Here is a 15,742-nt window from a genome sequence, read left to right as displayed (position 1 = left end):
CCAGGGCACTTGCCCCCGGCGCGATCACCACACGGCAAGCCGGTCCCGTAGGGTGCCCGGGTGATCGACGCCATCGTGTTCGACGCGGCGAGACGATCACCCGAGAGGATCGGTACTGGGCGAGCTGGACCGACCGGCCCGGTGTGCCCCGCCATACTCTCTCGGCACTCGTGGGCGCGGTCGTCGCCCGAGGGCAGGACAACGCCGAAGCCCTACGCCTCGTGCGCCCGGGCATCGACGCCGCCGCCGAGTACGATGCGCGTGAGGCAACCCGAGCGACCTGATCGTCGGAGAGCAGGGGCTTTGGGCCGTCGACTGGGCGTGGCCGACGCGCGGCGCGGGGTTCATCGATCCGTGTCGGTACGTCGTGCCTGGTGGCAGCCGGACACAGCGCCCGGGACACCGAGGCATCGGCGTCCGACTGCACGGCATGGGTGAGAGCGGACCCGAGGGCGATCGATGCTTTCCCGGCCGACACCTTGCGTATGTACAAGCTGTTCGCCAGGCGGAGGCCTGGCACGCCGTGGCGGGAGGCGATGGTGGAAGCTGCCGAAACGTGGGTCAGCCATCGGCGCGTGCCCGCGCGGTGAGGGCGTGTGGGGCGCCTGAGGACCACCATCCACGGTCCGAAAATCAGGCACGGCGTTTTCGGGGTCCGCATAGGCTCTGGGGGCGCGCGAAGACCGGGGCGCGTCGGGCCTGTGCCCGAGGAGTCGGACGAATGGAGCGTTCCGCTGGTGACGCCTGCTCACGAGGAAGAAGTCCTGGCCCGGATCGCCAAGGGGCTCGTCTACACAGAGTCAGAGGCGGCCTTCCAGGCCCCTCGGCGCCGCACCGAGCAGATCTTCGAGTACAACCACACACCACCGAGCGAACCGGAGAAGCGCCGATCGCTGCTTGTCGCGATCTTCGGCTCGGTCGGTGAACGCACGGTGCTGCTGCCGCCGTTCCACGCCGGATTCGGCAGCAACGTCTACATCGGCGACGACTTCTTCGGGAACGTGAACCTCACGTTCGTCGACGACGTGGACATCCGCATAGGCAACGATGTCATGATCGCTCCCAGCGTGACGCTGACCACGACCGGACACCCGGTGCATCCCTCGCGACGCGCTGACTTCGGACGATTCTCGGAGCCGATCGTGATCGAGGACAAGGTGTGGATCGGCAGCAACGCGGTGGTCCTGCCCGGCGTCCGTATCGGATACGGGTCGGTCATCGGCGCCGGCAGCGTCGTCAGCCGCAGCATCCCCCCGATGACCGTCGCGCTCGGAACCCCTTGCCGGGTGGTCCGCCCCATCACTGACGAGGACCTCGCCACGCGTACTGCCGGACATTAGGCCGGTACCGGCGTCGCTCGCGGGGCGGCCGGGACGGAGCACCGCGCATCGTCGCGCAGGTCAACGTCGCTCGCGGCCCGGAAGACGTGCAGGACGCCCGGGTCAACATGCACGCCTCCTACACGTTCACCGGCTTCGCCGACCTCGGCGCCGACGAGGTCATGCTGTACTGCTACGGCCTCGACCCGGACCAGGTGGACCGCCTCGCCGATGTCCTGTGACGGGGGCCTGCCTGTGACCGGCAGGCCGGACCGCCTCCAGGTCACCCCGGCGGCGCCCCCGTGCTCCGCCGCACCACCAGACTCGTCGGTACGAGGTCCGTCCCGGCCCGCGACCCCCCGCCGGTCCGGATCTGCTCCAGCACCTTGCCGACGCAGCGCCGGCCCACCTCCGCGAAGTCCTGGTGGACGGTGGTCAGGGGCGGGACGAAGAACGCGGCGTCGGGGATGTCGTCGAAGCCGACGACGCTGATGTCCCCGGGCACCGGGCGGCCGAGTTCGTGGAAGGCGCGCAGCAGGCCGAGGGCCATCTGGTCGTTGGAGGCGAACACGGCGGTGCAGTCCGGCTCCTGGGCGAGCACGAGGCCCGCCGCGTAGCCCGACTCGGCCGACCAGTCGCCGTGCAGGGGCGGTGGCACCGGGCGCCCGGCCTGCTCCAGGACCGCACGCCAGGCCTGGGTGCGGCGCTGGGCGGCGAAGGACGTCCGGGGACCCGTCAGGTGCCACACGGTCCGGTGGCCCAGGTCGAGCAGATGCCGGACGGCCTTCCGGGCGCCGTCCGCCTGGTCGGTGTCGACCACGCTGTAGCGGTCGCCGGCGTCGGAGTCCACGACGACGACGTGCACGCCGGGCGGCAGGCGCACCGTGCCGGTGTCGAGGAGGTGGATCTCCATGATGACGATGACGGCGTCGACGGCCAGCTCTCCCATCCGGGTGAAGGCCCCCCGGACGTTGTCCTGGGTCGGGACGTCGATGGGGATGAGCGTGATCGCGTACCCCTCGGCCGCCGCGTGCGTGGCGATCGCCTCCACCGTACGGCTGTTGCCCGTCGAGGACAGACTGAAGAGGATCACGCCTATGGTGTTGAACTGGCCGTACCTGAGGGCGCGCGCCGCGCTGTTGGGCCGGTAGCCCAGCTCCCGCATCGCCGCGAGCACCTGCTCCCGGGTCGAACTGACAACCCCGGGATGGCCGTTGGAGACCCGGGAGACCGTCTGGGACGAGACCCCGGCGAGCTTGGCGACGTCGGCCATGGAGACACGCTGCTTGCGACGTCCGCCGGGCACGCCCGAGCCGCCCCGCTCCACCACTCGTGCCTCCCTCGACCCGGCCCCGGGCCCTGTTACGCGATCCACCAGATGTTACGCGTGAGGAACCTTGACGCCCGCTGGGGTGGATGCCACGATTCCGGCGCCGCCGAGTTTACGTAAACATCCCCTGCGACGGGAGGTCATGTTTACGTAAACATGTGAGGCGCCGAGTCGCCACCTCTGGAAAGGGCACGTCGATGAGCAAGACCCCCGCCAGCAACCGCCTCACCCCCCGACTGCGCGCCGCCTGCGTGGCGGTCGCGATCACCGCGGTGAGCGGTGCGACCCTGGCCGGCAGCCCCGCGGCCTCCGCCGCGTCCGCCGCCTCCGCCGCGCCGAGCGGAACGAGCCAGTTCAGGGGCGTCAACTGGGCGGACCCGCGTGACAACTACGCCGACGACTACCTCCAGTTGTCCGGCCTGTCGACCTCCGACAACTACGCCCGGACCTACGCCAAGGCGACCCGGATCATCTCGGCGTTCCGCGCCAACCTCGGCGCCAACACCGTCCGGCTGCCCATCAACCCGTACACGGTCAACGGCGCGTACTGGAAGTCGTACCGCGCGGTCATCGACGCGGCCTCGGACAAGGGCTTCAAGGTCATCCTGTCCTACTGGGAGGGCACGGGCGCCAAGAAGGACGGCTTCATCGACGACGAGGCCACCTACTGGCCCATGTGGAACACCGTGGTGAAGGCCTACAAGAACGACAAGCACGTCTACTTCGAGCCGATGAACGAGCCCCACGGCTACACCGACACCGCATGGGCCGACATAGCCGCGAAGTGGCTCGACACCTACTCCTCCGTCCCCCGCAACCGGGTGTTCGTCAGCGGCGCCGGCTACAACGACCATGTCACCTCGGTCTGCGCCGACCCGCGGCTGAAGGGCACCTACCTGTCGCTGCACCACTACGGGTTCTGGAAGGACTACGCCACCTACGACCAGTGGGCGGCCGACCTCAAGGAGCGCCTCGGTGACTGCGCGAACCGCACCGTCGCCGACGAGTTCGGTGCCCCGATGACCACGGGCCTCGACTACGACCACCCGGCCGCCGACAACAACTTCATCAACTTCATCCAGGCCGACACCGACACCTTCCGCAAGCTCGGGATGGGGTCCGTGTACTGGCCCGGCCTGCGCACCGACGACATCTACTCGATGCAGAAGCTCGTCGGCGACGCCTCCCGGCCCTGGCTGGAGACCACCAACCAGACCGGCGCCGACCGGCTCGCCTGGGGCTGGGGACGCGGGAAGCCCGTCAAGCCCTGACCCCGCCGGAGGTCTGGCTGTTTCGCCCCGTCGATCGTGTGCTCGGCGGGGCGGACCTCACGGATGTCCCGTCATCCCTCCCAGTCGCCGCCGAAGCCGGAGTTCAGCTGGGCGGAGCAGATGTTGTAACCCCCGGAGGCGTGGCCGGTCTTCGTCGTCCCTGCGATGGTGACGGAGCAGTGGATGTCCCCGGAGCCCGCCAGCTGCGCCGTCAGGCTGTAGTACAGGGCTTCCTTGTGCAGCGGCAGCGTCGCGGTGAACCCGTCCTGTTTCCAGTGCCCTTGCCGGTTGTCGCTGTCCGAGCCGTAGGTGATGTCGAGCGGGCCGGCCGCGCCGCTCGGTGCGGTTCCCCACACCTTGAAGACGACGGTGTCCGCCGCCTTGTCCGCCTGGGAGCCGCCGGACCTGGCGTGACTGCCGCTGTTCTTCTGCGACGTGGCGGTCGCGCCGCTGCCGCTCTTGCCGGATCCCCCGGCGGCGGCGATGGCGATGATGACGAACAGGGCGACCACGCCGAGGCAGCCCAAGCCCACGATTTTGCCCGTGCTGCCCTTCTTCTTCGGCTGGTGTGGGTACTGCTGGCTCATTCGTCCCCCTTGGTGACGCTTACTTCTGTGACGGGTGAATGTAGCCGTTGTGAGTCCGGAGTGAAGGTGCGGCTGGAGACCCATGACACGAACGAGGTACAAGAGGTGCGGCCCGCTGATGATCGCCGACTTGATCCGGGGTGCAGAAGGCGCGAGTTCGGACAAGTCGCTGATACGGAGCGGTTAATACTCGCTCACGCGCTGGTTGCGGGAGGGTGAGCACGCCATGATGGGCCCATGACGTTGGCCTCGCGCGCGCTTGCGCAACTGGCGACCTGGCCGGACCTGAGACAGGCGGCGCCGAGCTGCGGCCTGGGGCAGGCGGTGAGTTCGGCCGGGGGCGAGATCGCCCACTTCCACTCGGACCGGGATGTCGATCTGCGGCTGACGGCCCGCGCCATCCGGCATTTCGCCAAGAACCTCAAGGGCTCGGGGGCGATCCGTATCGTCCCGGGTTCGCAGTGGGTGACCATCCGTCTCGACGCCGCGAGCGACGTGGACCTGCTGCTGACGCTGGTGAGTGTCGCCCTGCAGGCCCAGCAGACCTGGCCGGACCCGGGTGACCGGCCGGCGCTCGGCTGCAACGACCAGCGGGGTGCCGGGTTCGTGCGGGCGGCCCCCGGCGGGATCTGACGGCGGGCCGGGTGGCCCCACGTCCGGGAGCCGGGGTCACACCGCGACGACCCGCACCCCCGCCTCCTCGAACCGGCGCACGGTCTCCTGGTCCACCTCCGTGTCCGTGACCAGTGTGTTCACCGAATCGGCCGCACAGATCCGGGCGAAGGCCCGCTGGCCCAGTTTGCTGGAGTCGGCGGCGACGACCACCCGCTCCGCGCGCTCGCACAGCAGCCGGTTGATCGCGGCTTCCGCCTCGTCGTGCGCCGCCGCGCCGTGCTCGACGTCGAAGGCGACCACTCCGAGCACCGCCACGTCGAGGGTGATCTGGCCGAGCACGCCGTCGGCGAGCGGACCGACGAGTTCGTACGACTGCGGGCGGGCCACCCCGCCGGTCACCACGATCTTGAACTGGGGCCGCACGGCGAGCTCGTTGGCGATGTTGAGCGCGTTGGTGACCACGGTCAGCGCGGGTGAGCCCGAGGCGAGGTCGCCGCGCACGGCCAGCGCGCGGGCCACCTCGGTGGTGGTCGTGCCACCGGTCAGGCCCACCGCCTCGCCCGGCGCGACGAGAGCCGCGACCGCCTCGGCGATGCGCTGCTTCTGAGAGGCGTGGCGGGCCGTCTTGTAGCGCAACGGCAGTTCGTACGACACCCCGTGCACCACCGCCCCGCCCCGGGTGCGCACCAGCATCTGCTGCTCGGCGAGCCGGTCGAAGTCCCGGCGGATCGTCGCGGGCGACACCTCCAGCTCGGCCGCCGCCTCCTCGACCTCCAGGCGGCCGCGTTCGACGAGCAGCTCCAGCAGCGCCTTCCAGCGGGCGTCGCGTGACATCAGCGGCCTCCGTTTCCCGATATGCCGCGACCCTAGCGCACCCCGGCCGGAACCAAATGCTTGATTATGCTCGAAAGCTGGCATTAACTTGCAAGAAAAAGCAAGCGTGGCTCGCCCGTACCCGCTGCTGGGTCAGGCCCGTTTCACGGCCTTGAGCACCACGAACTTCGGGTCGCTCGCGACCAGTCGGCTGTTGCCGAACAGACGGCGCAGCTGCACGTGGTAGCCCAGGTGCCGGTTGCCGATCACCCACAGCTCGCCGCCCGGCCGCAGCGCGTGCCGCGCCCCGGTGAACATGCGCCGGGCGGTCGCGTCCGTCGTCGCCTGGTGGGAGTGGAACGGCGGGTTGTTCAGAACGACGTCCACGCTGCCGGGGGCCACCCCGGCCAGTCCGTCCCCGACGCGGAACTCGGCGTGCCCGGGCACCCCGTTGGCCTTGTACGTGGCCTCCGCCGACGCCACCGCCTGGTACGACTCGTCGACGAACAGCACCTCGGTGGCCGGGTCGGCCAGCGCCACCGCCGTACCGACGACGCCGTTGCCGCAGCCGAGGTCCACCACCCGGCGCGGCCCGTCGGCGCCCGGCAGGTGCTGGAGGAAGAACCGGGTGCCGATGTCGAGCCGGTCCGCGCAGAACACGCCCGCGTGGTTGACGACCGTACGCCCGGAGGCCACGCCGATGCCGTCGGGCAGGTCGTAGCTGTACGGCCAAGGGTTGGCCGGGCGCTCCAGCGCCGGGTCCGGGGTGCAGAAGATCAGCCGGGCCTTCTGCCGCGCCAGTGAGGTCCTGGTCGGGCCGAGGATCCGCTCGAACAGCCGCAGGGTCGAGGTGTGGATCTCCTTCACCATGCCGGTGCCGACGACGACCGTGCCCTCGTGCACGGCGGGCGCCAGCCGCAGCAACTGGTCCTCCAGGAGCGCCAGGCTCTTCGGCACCCGGACCAGCAGGACGTCGATGCGCCCGGGCGGCGGATCCTGGGTGGTCAGCAGGCGCACCGCGCCGGCTTCCGCACCGGCTTGGGCGAGGTTCGCGCGGGTCGCCTCCTGGCTGAGGTACGAGTCGGTGATCTGCGCCGGCCGGTGCGCCGCGAGTGCCGTGACCAGGGCGCCCCAGCGGTCCCCGACGACCACGACCGCGCCGGACAGGGGGATCCGCTCCTCGGCCAGATGCCGGAGCAGATACGCGTCGGAGGCGTCCCAGGCCCGCAGCCTGTCGCGCGGATCCTCGGGGTGGCGGGACAGCTCGAACTCGCCCCACGGAGTCGTCATACGGTCGTTCATCGTGCGTCCAGGCTAGCCGAGCCGCAGCTCAGGGCCCGTCGGGCAGGATGGGGGTATGGAGGCGGAGCTGTTTCCCAGGGGGCGCACCCACGTCGTGCCGGGCGCCGTGCACGTCCCGGACTGGCTGGACGCCGGCGCACAGCGCGAGCTGCTGGCCGCCTGCCGGGAATGGGCCCGCCCGCCGGCCGGCCTGCGCACCGTCCGCACGCCCGGCGGCGGCACGATGACCGCCCGGCAGGTCTGTCTGGGCCGGCACTGGTACCCGTACGCCTACGCCCGCACGGTCGTCGACGGCGACGGCACCCCCGTGAAGCCCTTCCCCGCCTGGCTGGGCGAGCTGGGCCGCCGCGCGGTCGCCGACGCGCTCGGCCCGGAGGCCGCCACGGGGGCGGAGTACGACATCGCCCTGATCAACTTCTACGACGGCGACGCCCGCATGGGCATGCACCGCGACAGCGACGAGACCTCCGGCGCGCCGGTGGTCTCGCTCAGCCTCGGCGACACCTGCGTGTTCCGCTTCGGCAACACCGAGACCCGGGCCAGGCCCTACACCGACGTCGAACTGCGCAGCGGCGACCTGTTCGTCTTCGGCGGCCCGTCCAGGCTCGCCTACCACGGCGTGCCCCGGGTGCACGCCGGAACGGCACCGCCCGCGCTCGGGCTGACCGGGCGGCTCAACATCACCCTGCGGGTGAGCGGTTTCTAGTACGCCGACAGGCGACGTTCGCCCCGTCGCGACGCCCGGCACGCTCTCCCACTGCCTCAAGGGCGTGGGAGGTGCCCCCACTCGCCGCACCGGCCGAAAGCCCAAGTACGTCCGGCCCGTCGACGGGGCCTTCCGGCCGGCACGGCGAGAGCACGCACCGGACGCCGCTCCTTGACGGGCGAACGTCGCCTGCCGGGGCACTGGCTCGCGGCGCCGACCGTGCGGTCAACGGATCATGGGAGACTCGCCCTCATGAGCGGCAAGGCGGACCCCCGGGCAGCGGGGGATGGGACCACCTCGAGGACGCGGCTGGACCGGGGGCGCGGTGCGCTCGGGCCCGCGTTGGAGCTCGTGCACACCGGGCGGGCGCCGACCCGGGCCGTCCTCACCGCCGAACTGGGCGTCACCCGGGCGACGGCCGGCGCGGTCGCCGCCGAACTGGAGGCGCTCGGCCTGATCCGGGTCGACGCCCGGCCCGGCGCGGCGGCCGGTTCCCAGGGGCGTCCCTCGCACCGGCTGGAGGTCGCCGGGGACGGGCCCGTCGCGCTGGCCGCGCAGGTCCACGCCGACGGGTTCCGGGCGGCGCTGGTCGGGCTCGGCGGCCGGATCGTGGCGACCGCGCCCGGCTGCGAGACCGTCGACGCCGACCCGGCGAAGGTGCTCGGCTCCGTCGTGGAGGCGGGCGCCGAGTTGCTGCGCCGTACCGGCCGGCGCTGTGTCGGCGCAGGGCTCGCCGTGCCGTCGGCGGTGGCCGAACCGGACGGCCTGGCCCTCAATCCGCTGCACCTGGCCTGGCCCGTGGGCGCGCCGGTGCGCCGGATCTTCGACGAGTGCGTGCGCGCGGCCGGGATCACCGGGCCCGCCTTCGCCGGCAACGACGTGAACCTCGCCGCGCTCGCCGAACACCGGCACGGCGCCGGCCGGGGCGCCCGGGACCTGCTGTGCGTGGCCACCGGCCACCGGGGCGTCGGCGGCGCCCTGGTGCTGGACGGCCGCCTGCACACGGGCAGTTCGGGACTCGCCCTGGAGGTCGGCCACCTCACCGTCAACCCCGAGGGCCGCCCCTGCCACTGCGGCAGCCGCGGCTGTCTCGACGTCGAGGCGGACCCGCTGGCCCTGCTCATCGAGGCGGGCCGCGACCCGGGCCCCGAAATGTCCCTGCTCCAGCAGGCCATCGACCTGGTCGGCCACCACTACGCCGACCCGACGGTCCGCACCGCCGCCGAGGCGCTGATCGACCGCCTCGGCCTGGGCCTGGCGGGCCTGGTGAACATCCTCAACCCCGACCGCATCATCCTCGGCGGCCTGCACCGCACCCTGCTCGACGCCGACCCCGACCGGCTCCGCGCGGTCGTCGCCGACCGCAGCCTGTGGGGCCAGAGCGGCGGCGTCCCCATCCTGCCCTGCACCCTCGACCACAACAGCCTGGTCGGCGCGGCCGAGCTGGCCTGGCAGCCGGTGCTCGACGATCCACTGGGGGCGCTGCGATGACCGAGCCGCCTGCCGTCGAACTCCTGCGGGCGCGGGACATCCGGCTGGTCGAGACGCCGCCGCCCGAGCTGTCCCCGGGGGAACGCTCGGCGATGGACCGCGTGTGGGAGGAGGCGGTCCGGGCCAATCCGGCCCTGTTCGACGGTCCCTTGGCGGCCCTCACGGGACTGGCCGTGGAAGAACCGCACGCCCTGGTCCTGTCCTGGACCCGCACCACATACCGGTCGCGCGCCCTGCGCAGGGTCCCGGGAGCCCCCGCCTGGCTGCCGTCCCTCTTCGTGTCCGTCGCGCAGCCGGCCGACGACGGGAGCCTGCTGGTGGGCCGGATGGCGCCGTGGACCGCCGCCCCGGGCCGCTGGCAGCTGCCGGGCGGCAACGTCGAACCGCCGGGTTCCGGGGAGGACTTGGACGTGGCCGCCCTGCGCCGGCACGCGGCCCGTGAACTGGCCGAGGAGATCGGCTCGGACACCGTGCCGGAGGCGTTGACCCTGCGGCTCGCCACCCGTGGGAGCAACGGGTCCGTCGGTGTCCTGTTCCTCGCCCCACCGTGCCCCGCCGCGCTGCTGCACGAGCGGTACGCGGCCCTGGCCGCCACGGAGAAGGCCGAGGGCCACGATCCCGAGTTCGACCGGATCACTCTGCTCCGCTCACCTGACGAACTGACCGCCCTGGACGGCCCGCTCGTCGACTACCTGGAGCCGGTCGTCCGGCACTTGACGGAGACGAGCGCCTGACCCGTCCGGGGGAGGCGACTCACCGCCAGTCGACGGCGAACGCCAGCCCGGGGTTGTCGGCGAGGATCGCCCGCACCGGCTCCGGGCCGAGCACGGCCTCCAGGCGCGGCCGTACCTGGCGCAGCAGATACGGCATCCCCGGCCCGCCGTCGACCGATCGTCCCCCGGCGACCACCGTGTCCCCGCCGAGCAGCAGCCGGTGCCCGAACCCGGCCTCGGCCAGGGCCTGTACGGCATCCGGCATCCGCCAGTCGGTGGCGTGATGGGCACGGGACGGCCCGTCGAACGCCAGCCAGCAGCCGGAGTCCGCGGCCTGCCGCTGCACCACGGGGTCGGGGGAGCGGTTGAGGTGCCCGAGGATCACCCGGTGCGGCGGCACGCCCAACTCGCCGCACAGCAGGTCCAGTACGTCGAGCGCACCGGTGCCCAGCTCCAGGTGTACGGCGATCGGCGCGCCCGTCGCGTGGTGCGCCTCGGCCGCGGCGGTCATCGTCCAGCGGGCGTGCGCGTCGAGGGCGTGGAAGCCGCCCGCCACCTTGATCAGTCCGGCGCGGACCCCGGACGTGCCGATGCCCTCGGTCAGTTCGGCGACGAACACGGCGGCGAGCCGGCCGCGCAGCCCGGCGAGCGACTCCGGGGTGTAGTGCGCCGCTTGGTGCAGCCCCGTGGCGCACACCAGACGCACCCCGGCGGCCCGGGACAGTGGCGGCAGGTCGGCGGCCCGGCGGCCCATTCCGTACGGCGTCCACTGCACCACGCTCGCCCCGCCCGCCGCGCGGAACGCGTCCAGTTCGGCGCGCGCGGCGGCGGCGTCGTTCAGCTCCTGCCCGGGCAACCGGGGGCTGCTCAGGAAGAGGTGGTCGTGCGCGTCGCACACGCCCAGGTCCTCGGGTCGGATGTCGCCGAGCACCGTACGGACGGTGGCGCTCCCCACTGCCGTCACCACTGCCGTCCGCGGGGCAGCCGTTCCCTCCCGGGTGCCGACAGGTGCAGCACCTGGAAGACGTCCCCGGGCGCCTTGGGTGTGTCGTGCTCCCAGAGCGAGAAGTGGACCAGCTCCCAGTGGTGCGTGTCCACGGCGGCCGCCGCCAGCACGGCACCGTCCTCGGCGGCCAGCCGTCCGGTCTCACGCACCGCCTCCGCCATCACCCCGGTCAACTCGGCCCCGTCCGGCACCGGTTCGCGCCGGCGCACGGCGACGACGGCCCGGGAGCCCGCGGCGGCTCCCTCCTCGTACGCCAGCCCCGACCACCGCCGTGCCACCGGCCGCCCGAAATCGTCGACGAGCCCCTGGAAGGCACCGCCCCACAGGAAGCGGTTCATGCCCTCGACGGTGTTCCACAGGTAGAACGGCGCGTACTGGTTGACCGGCGATCCGTGCGCCCCGCGCGCACGCATCAGATACGCCTTGAGGCCGAGGCCCTCCCAGTCGTCGAGCCGGTGCCCGATGCGGGCCACCCGGGAGCGGATGATCTCCATGTCGTGGTCGGCGGGGAACGTCAGCTCGTACTGCAGCGCGTGCATGCCGGGATCCTTCCTCAGGCCGGGTAGTCGTCGGGGGCCACGCGCGCGTCCCACTCGGTGGTGGTCCCGTCGTCGGCGGCCTCGACGACCGCGAGGTGCGTCATGAAGGTGCGGGGCGCCGCGCCGTGCCAGTGCCACTCGCCCGGCTCGATCCACACCGTGTCGCCGGCCCGGATCGCCTCGACGGGGCCGCCCCTGCGCCGGACCAGTCCCTCGCCCTCCAGGACGTGCAGCACCTGGCCGTGCGGGTGCCGGTGCCAGGCGGTGTGCGCGCCGGGCGCGAAGTGCACGTTGAACATCCGCAGCCGGGAGGGGGATTCGGGCGCGGCCACCTCGTCGAGCCACACCGTGCCGGTGAAGTTCTCCGCCGGACCCTGCTGTGTGTCGGGGCGTTTCCTCGTGATGCGCACGTGGGCTCCTATCGCGGGGCGAGGAGGGACAGCAGCCCTCGGACGCCGGCGTCGAAGGCAGTGGGGGAGCCGGAGGCACGGGCGAGGACATAGCCGCCCTGGACGGTGGCCAGGACCGTCGCCGCGATCTCCTCGCCGTCCAGCGAAGGCGCGAACTGGCCCTGCTCCTTGCCCTCCTCGACGATTCCGGCGATCAGCTCACGGATCGCGTCGAGCGTCTCGTCGACCGGTGCGCGCAGCTCGTCGCTCGCGATGACGTCCGGATCCATCGTCAGCCGCCCGACCGGGCAGCCGCGCAGCACGTCGCGCTCGCGGCGCAGGTACGCCTCGATGCGCTCGTACGGCGTCCCCGGCCCGGCGAGTACTCCCTCGGCGGTGGCCCGCAGCTCGTCGGCCGTCCGCCGGATCGCCGCCAGCGCGAGGTCGGGCTTTCCCTTGAAGTGGTGGTACATGCTGCCCTGTCCGGCGCCCGCGCGCTCCAGGATCGCCTTCGGGCTGGTGCCCACGTAACCGCGCTCCCACAACAGCTCACGGGTGGACTCGATGAGTCGGTCCGAAGTGCTCATGCCCCTACTGTACATACTAGTAGTTACAGGTGTCGAGGCCTTTGTGGAGCAGCGCGAAGGGATGCTCGTACTCCCCAGGAGGTACGCGCACTGCCGCTGGCCGTACGACGACCCGGACCCCTCCCCGGAGCCAGTCTCGAAGCGTCACCGAACACACGCTTTCCGACTGGGGAGATGAACCGAGATGCAGACGCTGGCGAACTGGGACGGCGGGCCCGGCCCGTGGATCCTCTTCTTCCCGCTGATCTGGGCGGCCGTCGTCATCGGCGTCGTGACCTTCCTGCGCCACACCGTCCGGCGCGGGCGCGGCGGACCCTGGCGCGGGACGGACGGCGGACGCCCGGCGGGCGACGCGCCGATCGCCGTCCTCGGCCGCCGTTTCGCCTCCGGCGAGATCGACGAGGACGAGTACTGGCGCCGGCTCTCCGTCCTGGAGGAGCACTTCGGCCGGATCGGCAAGGGCGGTGCGGCATGAGCGCCCTGTGACCCGGCCGAGCCGCCCGCCCGGGCTCCCGCCCGGTCAACCCGCGACGGTCGACCGGACGGGAGCGTGGACCGGGACAGGGGTGCAGGCCGCGGGTTCCACTGCGACCGGCTCGAAACGGCGTGCGGGTGCCTCGGTGGTCACGCGTCGCGGGGGACGGGCCGGCTGCCGCTCGGTCGCGGAGGGTGCGGGCAGCGTGAACCACACGACCTTGCCCTTCTCGCCGTCCGGCCGCGCGCCCCAGCTCTCGCTCACCGCGGCCACCATCGCGAGCCCGCGCCCGCAGGTGGCCAGCGGTCCGAGGTCCGCGATGTCCCCGGCCACGGGCAGGCGCGGATCGTGGTCGCGCACCGACACCATGAGCCGGTCGAGGACCAGCTCCATCTCCACCGTGCACAACTTGTCCGGCTGGGCGTGCCGGTGAACATTGCTCAGCAACTCGGTCACACCGAGCGAGGCCCGGTCTATCAACGCGTCCAGATGCCAGTAGCGCAACTGCGCAGATACGATTCTGCGGACCTGGCCGATCCGCGACGGCAGGGCTTGGAGCTCCACCGTGCAGTGCTTTGGATGACTGATCACGGCTGCGACTCCCCGATGTGAGGTCCGGTCGAACCCGGAGGAACACGGAGAACACGGAGAACAGATCCAGCAGGGTGCTTGCGTCCAAACGTCCGCCTGCTGTCGTGGCCGGCGGGCTGGTTCGCAGCGTTATCGCCGGTAAACCCAGAGTGACGTGGAACCAGAGTGACGCAAGGGGTGCGGTCCCGCAACTCGCCGCGCTCAGCCGCCGTGTCCGGCGGCCCGGCGCACGGCCTCGATGAACCGGCGTGCCCCGGGCGGCCCCGGCTCGCCCGGGGCGGGGTCGTGCTCACCCAGGGTCAGCAGGTACCGCTTCCCGTTGAGGTCCGCGAGGGCCCGGTCCTCCGGGGCGAACCAGGGCTTGGAGGCGCGCACCGCCTGCACCGGCGCGCTGTCGATCTCGCTGCCGTAGCTGGTGAGCAACTCCAGCCTGCCGTCGTTGATCCGGACCTGTCCGGCCCGGGTCAGCGAACGCAGCCGCTTTCCGATCCGCACGCCCGTGGCCGTGAACTCCGGCTCCGCCATCCCTCGCCGCCCCCTTGCGCGTCGCCGGCCGGACCCGAGCCCTTCCGGGTCGTGATCCAGCCCTGCCCTTCGTACATCCGTGTGATCCAGTGTGCGCCCCCGTCCCGTCGGTGCAGTCTGCCCGCGTGTGCCGCCGAGCACCAGTCCGCGGGGCGTGCGTGCGACCGGCGCCCGGAGCACTCGCATGAATGCGCCCCCTGCGGTTCGCACATGGTCCGAACCAGCCTGCCCCAGGGGCGCCTTTGAGTCGCCCAAAGATGCGTTTATGCAGGTGGGAAGCGGTGCGGAAGGTGCTTATGATCGGTCTGTAGGCCGCGCGAGGCGCCGTCGGAGCGAAGCGTAAGGAGTCCCGCCGTGAGTACCACCCCACAGACCCGGACCGGCGCCACCCTCGACGTCGACCGAAGTGACACCACGTACCGCGACTGGCTGAAAGAGGCCGTCCGCAAAGTGCAGGCCGACGCCAACCGCTCGGCCGACACGCACCTGCTGCGCTTCCCGCTGCCCGAGCAGTGGGGCGTCGACCTGTACCTGAAGGACGAGTCGACTCATCCGACCGGCAGCCTCAAGCACCGCCTCGCCCGGTCCCTGTTCCTCTACGGCCTGTGCAATGGCTGGATCCGTCCGGGTCGCCCGGTGATCGAGGCGTCCAGCGGCTCGACGGCCGTCTCCGAGGCGTACTTCGCCAAGCTGATCGGCGTGCCCTTCATCGCGGTGATGCCCCGCACGACGAGCGCCGAGAAGTGCCGCCTCATCGAGTTCCACGGCGGCCGGTGTCACTTCGTGGACGACTCCCGGAAGATGTACGAGGAGTCCGCCCGCCTCGCGGGGGAGACCGGCGGCCACTACATGGACCAGTTCACCTACGCCGAACGGGCCACGGACTGGCGCGGCAACAACAACATCGCCGAATCCATCTTCCGGCAGCTGCGGTTGGAGCGGTTCCCGGAGCCGGCGTGGATCGTCGCCACGGCGGGCACCGGCGGCACCTCGGCGACCCTCGCGCGCTACGTCCACTACATGCAATATGACACCCGCATTTGTGTCGCCGATCCGGAGAACTCGTGTTTCTTCGAGGGCTGGACCACCGGCGATCCGGACGTCACCTGCGACTGCGGTTCCCGCATCGAGGGCATCGGCCGCCCCCGCATGGAGCCCAGCTTCGTGCCCGGCGCCGTCGACCGCATGATGAAGGTCCCCGACGCCGCCAGCGTCGCCGCCGTACGTGCGCTGGAGCGGTCCATCGGCCGCAAGGCGGGCGGCTCCACCGGCACCGGCCTGTGGAGCGCCCTGAAGATCGTCTCCGAGATGGTGGCCGAGGGGCGCACGGGCAGCGTGGTCACCCTGCTCTGCGACCCCGGCGACCGCTACCTCGACAAGTACTACTCCGACGCGTGGCTGGCGGAGCAGGGCCTGGACATCACCCCGTACGCCGCGGCGATCGACTCACTCCTGCTGACGGGCGTGTGGCCGGCCTGACCCG

General features: G+C 71.9%; 18 protein-coding genes and 2 pseudogenes. 10 read left to right on the top strand and 10 right to left on the bottom strand.

The window, feature by feature from the left end:
• Positions 1-60: 60 nt before the first annotated feature.
• The 3 genes and pseudogenes from ACH45E_RS02120 to ACH45E_RS02110 all read left to right on the top strand — a co-directional run.
• Positions 61-269, top strand: a pseudogene (locus ACH45E_RS02120) (HAD family hydrolase); the annotation flags it as partial.
• Between the two features lie 468 nt (positions 270-737).
• Positions 738-1,340 carry a sugar O-acetyltransferase gene (locus ACH45E_RS02115; RefSeq protein ID WP_361436142.1) on the top strand — a complete coding sequence of 201 codons (603 nt, stop codon included), beginning with the start codon at positions 738-740 and terminating at the stop codon, positions 1,338-1,340.
• A 26-nt stretch (positions 1,341-1,366) separates the two neighbouring features.
• A pseudogene (locus ACH45E_RS02110) lies at positions 1,367-1,561 on the top strand (LLM class flavin-dependent oxidoreductase); the annotation flags it as partial.
• A gap of 41 nt (positions 1,562-1,602) precedes the next feature.
• Here the strand turns inward: ACH45E_RS02110 and ACH45E_RS02105 are convergent.
• Positions 1,603-2,592, bottom strand: coding sequence for a LacI family DNA-binding transcriptional regulator (locus ACH45E_RS02105; protein WP_399039782.1), 990 nt, complete (start codon positions 2,590-2,592; stop codon positions 1,603-1,605).
• A 254-nt stretch (positions 2,593-2,846) separates the two neighbouring features.
• Between ACH45E_RS02105 and ACH45E_RS02100 the strand changes: the two genes are divergently transcribed.
• On the top strand, positions 2,847-3,920 hold the full coding sequence (locus tag ACH45E_RS02100) for a cellulase family glycosylhydrolase (protein WP_361436147.1): 1,074 nt from the start codon (positions 2,847-2,849) through the stop codon (positions 3,918-3,920).
• Positions 3,921-3,991: 71 nt separating this feature from the next.
• Here ACH45E_RS02100 and ACH45E_RS02095 read toward each other — a convergent pair whose 3' ends face one another.
• Positions 3,992-4,507, bottom strand: coding sequence for a hypothetical protein (locus tag ACH45E_RS02095; protein WP_361436149.1), 516 nt, complete (start codon positions 4,505-4,507; stop codon positions 3,992-3,994).
• A 237-nt stretch (positions 4,508-4,744) separates the two neighbouring features.
• On the opposite strand from ACH45E_RS02095, the gene ACH45E_RS02090 reads away from it, so the two are divergent.
• A complete protein-coding gene (locus ACH45E_RS02090) occupies positions 4,745-5,140 on the top strand; it encodes a luciferase family protein (protein ID WP_361436151.1) in 396 nt (131 codons plus the stop codon).
• Between the two features lie 36 nt (positions 5,141-5,176).
• On the opposite strand, the gene ACH45E_RS02085 is transcribed toward ACH45E_RS02090, so the two are convergent.
• A complete protein-coding gene (locus tag ACH45E_RS02085) occupies positions 5,177-5,956 on the bottom strand; it encodes a DeoR/GlpR family DNA-binding transcription regulator (RefSeq protein WP_361436153.1) in 780 nt (259 codons plus the stop codon).
• A gap of 132 nt (positions 5,957-6,088) precedes the next feature.
• The gene (locus ACH45E_RS02080; RefSeq protein ID WP_361436858.1) at positions 6,089-7,225 is read right to left on the bottom strand and encodes a methyltransferase; all 1,137 of its coding nucleotides are present in this window, start codon (positions 7,223-7,225) and stop codon (positions 6,089-6,091) included.
• A gap of 67 nt (positions 7,226-7,292) precedes the next feature.
• Between ACH45E_RS02080 and ACH45E_RS02075 the strand changes: the two genes are divergently transcribed.
• From ACH45E_RS02075 to ACH45E_RS02065, 3 genes are all read left to right on the top strand, one after another.
• A complete protein-coding gene (locus ACH45E_RS02075; protein ID WP_361436155.1) occupies positions 7,293-7,943 on the top strand; it encodes an alpha-ketoglutarate-dependent dioxygenase AlkB in 651 nt (216 codons plus the stop codon).
• Positions 7,944-8,195: 252 nt separating this feature from the next.
• Positions 8,196-9,434 carry an ROK family protein gene (locus tag ACH45E_RS02070; RefSeq protein WP_361436158.1) on the top strand — a complete coding sequence of 413 codons (1,239 nt, stop codon included), beginning with the start codon at positions 8,196-8,198 and terminating at the stop codon, positions 9,432-9,434.
• The gene (locus ACH45E_RS02065; RefSeq protein ID WP_361436161.1) at positions 9,431-10,168 is read left to right on the top strand and encodes an NUDIX domain-containing protein; all 738 of its coding nucleotides are present in this window, start codon (positions 9,431-9,433) and stop codon (positions 10,166-10,168) included. The genes ACH45E_RS02070 and ACH45E_RS02065 overlap by 4 nt, the downstream gene beginning before the upstream one ends.
• A gap of 19 nt (positions 10,169-10,187) precedes the next feature.
• On the opposite strand, the gene ACH45E_RS02060 is transcribed toward ACH45E_RS02065, so the two are convergent.
• From ACH45E_RS02060 to ACH45E_RS02045, 4 genes are read right to left on the bottom strand one after another with little or no spacing between them, the layout of a single operon-like run.
• Positions 10,188-11,102: a phosphotriesterase gene (locus tag ACH45E_RS02060; protein WP_361436861.1), complete on the bottom strand. Its 915-nt coding sequence runs from the start codon at positions 11,100-11,102 to the stop codon at positions 10,188-10,190.
• Positions 11,103-11,107: 5 nt separating this feature from the next.
• Entirely contained in the window at positions 11,108-11,692 is a 585-nt protein-coding gene (locus tag ACH45E_RS02055) for a DUF4865 family protein (protein WP_361436164.1), read from the bottom strand.
• 14 nt (positions 11,693-11,706) lie between these two features.
• Positions 11,707-12,102: a cupin domain-containing protein gene (locus tag ACH45E_RS02050; protein WP_361436167.1), complete on the bottom strand. Its 396-nt coding sequence runs from the start codon at positions 12,100-12,102 to the stop codon at positions 11,707-11,709.
• Between the two features lie 8 nt (positions 12,103-12,110).
• A complete protein-coding gene (locus ACH45E_RS02045) occupies positions 12,111-12,668 on the bottom strand; it encodes a TetR/AcrR family transcriptional regulator (protein WP_361436169.1) in 558 nt (185 codons plus the stop codon).
• A 184-nt stretch (positions 12,669-12,852) separates the two neighbouring features.
• Here ACH45E_RS02045 and ACH45E_RS02040 point away from each other — a divergent pair, with 184 nt between their 5' ends.
• Positions 12,853-13,143 (top strand): SHOCT domain-containing protein, encoded by a 291-nt coding sequence (locus ACH45E_RS02040; RefSeq protein ID WP_361436172.1) that lies wholly within the window; start codon positions 12,853-12,855, stop codon positions 13,141-13,143.
• Positions 13,144-13,188: 45 nt separating this feature from the next.
• On the opposite strand, the gene ACH45E_RS02035 is transcribed toward ACH45E_RS02040, so the two are convergent.
• Together ACH45E_RS02035 and ACH45E_RS02030 are read right to left on the bottom strand one after the other, a co-directional pair.
• Positions 13,189-13,734 carry an ATP-binding protein gene (locus ACH45E_RS02035; RefSeq protein ID WP_361436174.1) on the bottom strand — a complete coding sequence of 182 codons (546 nt, stop codon included), beginning with the start codon at positions 13,732-13,734 and terminating at the stop codon, positions 13,189-13,191.
• Positions 13,735-13,935: 201 nt separating this feature from the next.
• Positions 13,936-14,259 (bottom strand): hypothetical protein, encoded by a 324-nt coding sequence (locus tag ACH45E_RS02030; protein ID WP_361436176.1) that lies wholly within the window; start codon positions 14,257-14,259, stop codon positions 13,936-13,938.
• A gap of 354 nt (positions 14,260-14,613) precedes the next feature.
• On the opposite strand from ACH45E_RS02030, the gene ACH45E_RS02025 reads away from it, so the two are divergent.
• Complete coding sequence (locus tag ACH45E_RS02025; protein ID WP_361436178.1) at positions 14,614-15,738, top strand: PLP-dependent cysteine synthase family protein; 1,125 nt, start codon at positions 14,614-14,616, stop codon at positions 15,736-15,738.
• Positions 15,739-15,742 lie beyond the last annotated feature (4 nt).

This window comes from Streptomyces sp. NPDC020299, assembly GCF_044387825.1.
In the GTDB taxonomy this organism is placed as follows: domain Bacteria; phylum Actinomycetota; class Actinomycetes; order Streptomycetales; family Streptomycetaceae; genus Streptomyces.
This window is presented reverse-complemented; position numbering and strand designations above follow the sequence as displayed.